The following is a 3,757-nucleotide window of genomic DNA, read 5'->3' as shown; positions in this document are numbered from 1 at the left end:
TGACCGATTGCTGTCATGTGCTCTCCTCCTCCGGCTGGTGCGCTTCCGGGCGGCGTCTTCCCGCCCTGCGAAGGTGTATGCCTGTCATCTGACCTCTGTCATCTGTCCTCTGCAAGGCACAGGCGCACCAGGGCCGCCTCGCCGACTGCCCCGCGCTCGACGCACCCGGCCGGGAGTCGGCCCGGTCGGGTACGGGCTGGCGGTCGCGCGGACAGGAAGTGTTTTCTGCGCCCTCACGGCTGCGTAGCCCTGAAGGAGGAGAAGCCGCGAGGAATGCCTCAGACGCATCGCCTTCCACAAAGGCGTAGGCGTAGGCGGTGCGTTCGGCGAACTCCCGTGGTTCTTCGGCCTGTACGCGGTCCTGGGGCGGGACGACGAGAGCCCAGGAGCCGACGGCGGCCGGTTGGCGTCCGCGCCGCCACCTCCAGGGCCTCGACCGGTGGCCGGTCATGCGGGATCGCGGTGCAGACGCCCCGGCCGACCGTGATCCCGATCGTCCGCTTCCGGTGGCGGACCGCCGGCTGCCGCCCGGTCTCGTAGGGCGAGGACCACTCGTAGGGCGAGGACCACTTGTACGGTGGCAGCACACTCGGCAGTCGCGCGCCATGCGTACGCAGCGCGCCTTTCAACTCGCCATGCGGCGCGCGTCGTCGGCGCGGGCGCGGGAAGAACAGCATGAGGCAGCCACCCCGTCGTGGCCGGGCACTGGCGCGGGGAAGGGCCCGACGTCGGCCCCTTCGCCGAAGCCGGCGCAGCCCTCGAACGGGGTCTGGCCGGCGTGTGCAACCGTCGCCCGCGACTGCCGCATCCATGGCGCCCTCGTGTCGTCCCCGTCCGGCACGACCTGTGGGCCCGAGGGCCGGCCCGGCGGCCTGTCCCGTCATCCGTGACGCGGCCCCGGTGCCGCCGTCCGCTGATCCCGCACCGCAGGGAAGAAGGGGCCGCACCCCGAGTCGGCCGACCGCCACAGAACTCACCATCACACAGCTATCACGATGAGGTTCGACATGCCCGTGAACGAAGTCAGTCCTGCCGACTCCTGGTGGAGCGAGGCGGTGGTCTACCAGATCTATCCGCGCAGCTTCGCCGACTCCGACGCGGACGGCATCGGTGACCTGCAAGGCATCATCGAGCGCCTGGACTACCTCTCCCAGCTCGGCGTCGACGTCCTGTGGCTCTCCCCGGTCTACCCGTCCCCGCACGACGACAACGGCTACGACATCAGCGATTACCAGGACATCGACCCCCTCTTCGGCACCCTGAGCGACTTCGACCGGCTGCTGGCCGCCGTCCACGAGCGCGGCATGAAGCTGGTCATGGACCTGGTCGTCAACCACACCTCCGACGAGCACCCCTGGTTCACCGCCTCCCGCGACGGCGGCCCGCACGGGGACAGGCGCGACTGGTACATCTGGCGCCCCGCCCGCGACGGCATGCGACCGGGAACGCCCGGCGCGGAGCCCAACAACTGGGGTTCCTTCTTCTCCGGCCCCGCGTGGTCCTACGACGAGACGAGCGGTGAGTACTACCTGCACCTGTTCTCCCGCAAGCAGCCCGACCTCAACTGGGAGAACCCTGTCGTCCGCCAGGCGGTCCACACGGTGATGCGCTGGTGGCTCGACCGGGGGGTCGACGGCTTCCGCATGGACGTCATCAACCTCATCTCCAAGACCCCCGGCCTGCCCGACGGAGCCGTGCGCGGGGGCAGCCGCTACGGGGACGGCAGCCCCCACTGCATCTGCGGCCCCCGCATCCACGAGTACCTGGCCGAGATGCACCGCGAGGTCTTCGAGAACCACCCGCGCCGACTTCTGACCGTCGGCGAGATGCCCGGGGTCACCGTCGAGGAGGCCAGGCTCTTCACCGATCCGCGGCGCCGCGAACTCGACATGGTCTTCCAGTTCGAACACGTCGGCCTCGATCAGGGCCCCGGCGGAAAGTTCGATACCCGACCCCTGAGGCTGACCGACCTCAAGGCCAGCCTCGGCCGCTGGCAGACCGGCCTCGGCGACACCGGCTGGAACAGCCTGTACTGGAACAACCACGACCAGCCCCGCGTGGTCTCCCGCTTCGGCGACGACAGCCCCGCCCACCGCGACCGCTCCGCCAAGCTGCTGGCCACCGTCCTGCACCTGCACCGCGGCACCCCGTACGTCTACCAGGGCGAGGAACTGGGCATGGCCAACGCCCCCTTCACCTCCGTCGACGACTTCCGCGACATCGAATCCCTCAACCACTACCGCGAGCAGCACGCCCTCGGCGTGGACGAGGAGCGGATCCTGACCGGACTGCGCCACCGCAGCCGCGACAACGCGCGCACCCCCATGCAGTGGGACCCCACCGAGCACGCCGGCTTCACCGCCGGTACCCCCTGGCTCGCGGTCAACCCCGACCACACGCGCGTCAACGCCGAGGCCCAGCTCACCGACCCCGACTCCGTCTTCCACTACTACCGCCGCCTCATCGCCCTGCGGCACACCGAACGCGCCCTCACCCACGGCGACTTCCACCTGCTCCACCCGGGCCACGAACAGCTCTACGCCTTCACCCGCCACGACGCGGCCTCCGGCACCGAACTGCTGGTCCTGGCCAACTTCAGCGGAGCCGGCCTCACCACCGCCCTGCCCGACGGCTGGGAACACAGCGAGACCCTCATCGCCAACGTTCCCGCCACCGCCCCCCTCACGGCTCCGTACACCCTGCGGCCGTGGGAAGCACGCGTCCACCGACGCCGTACCGCCTGACCCCCGCACGCCACGTCGTGCCCTGCTCGCGGTGGCCGCCCCGGCGCACGTAGCACCCCCGACCGCCCGCGCCGGCGGCTCCGACGCCGCCAAGGGCGAGATGGGCGGCGACAAGTGGTACGGCGTACCCCCACTACGGCAGGCTCGTCCTTACCAGCGGGGGCCCCGGCAACTCGACACGCGTACCGGCTGCTTCCAGGGGCGGTCGGCACGGCCCGGGGAGGCGGCGCGCCTGCTTCCGGACGCCTCTGGCGGCTGCTCCCGCAGGCTTTCGCCCGCTCGGCCTCCCGACACCAAGGGGCCCGACCGAATCCACCGGTTTGCGCCTTGTAATGAACTCGTAATGCCCGCACCCGCCCTTGGCATGCTCAGAACCCATACGCTGCGTAAGCCCTCGCCCCAGCAGCACCAACGCGAGGCGGCACACTCATCACTTCCCTGCTCCCGTGGGGTGGCTCAGCCAGGACGGGCGACAGGAAGCACAGCAAGCAAATGAGGAAAATGATGTCCACCGACGTCCGCACGTCCGCGCCCGCCGGCGCTCCTTCCAGCCCGGTCGTCACCTGGCTGCTCACCCTGGTGACCTTCGGTATCTACTGGCTGGTCTGGTACTACAAGGTCAACAAGCAGGTGAAGGAGATCGACCCGACCATTGAGGTCAAGCCCGGCATGGCGGTCGTCGCCATCACCCTCGGCTCGTTCCTGATCGTCCCGCCGTTCGTCTCCATCGTGAAGACCGGCTCCCGCATCGCCCAGGCCCAGCGTGCCGCCGGTGTGACCTCCGACTGCTCCGGCGTCGTCGGCCTGCTGCTCGGCTTCGTCCTCGGCCTGACCCCGCTCTACTACCAGAGCAAGCTCAACACGGTGTGGGCCGACCGCGCCTGACCCGTCGCCACGCACGGCACCGGAACGCGGGGATGGGCCGGGAGAGCGGAACGACCTTGATCAGAGAAAACTCCTAAAGCGGGTGTCGCAGGTTCGAATCCTGCCGGGGGCACCACGCGTTACGCTGC

2 protein-coding genes are annotated in these 3,757 nt (G+C 69.8%); both read left to right on the top strand.

The features are described 5' to 3' along the window. Positions 1 to 1,007: 1,007 nt before the first annotated feature. Positions 1,008 to 2,744, top strand: a complete 1,737-nt coding sequence (locus ACWDZ4_RS34990; protein WP_451512417.1) for an alpha-glucosidase — start codon at positions 1,008 to 1,010, stop codon at positions 2,742 to 2,744. 501 nt (positions 2,745 to 3,245) lie between these two features. After that, entirely contained in the window at positions 3,246 to 3,629 is a 384-nt protein-coding gene (locus ACWDZ4_RS34985; protein WP_451512416.1) for a DUF4234 domain-containing protein, read from the top strand. Positions 3,630 to 3,757 lie beyond the last annotated feature (128 nt).

The organism is Streptomyces sp. NPDC003016 (assembly GCF_053591455.1).
This window is presented reverse-complemented; position numbering and strand designations above follow the sequence as displayed.

Excerpts from the sequence above, each read along its gene's own strand:
- ACWDZ4_RS34985 (WP_451512416.1), top strand. The coding sequence starts at position 3,246 with ATGATGTCCACCGACGTCCGCACGTCCGCGCCCGCCGGCGCTCCTTCC.
- ACWDZ4_RS34990 (WP_451512417.1), top strand. The coding sequence starts at position 1,008 with ATGCCCGTGAACGAAGTCAGTCCTGCCGACTCCTGGTGGAGCGAGGCG.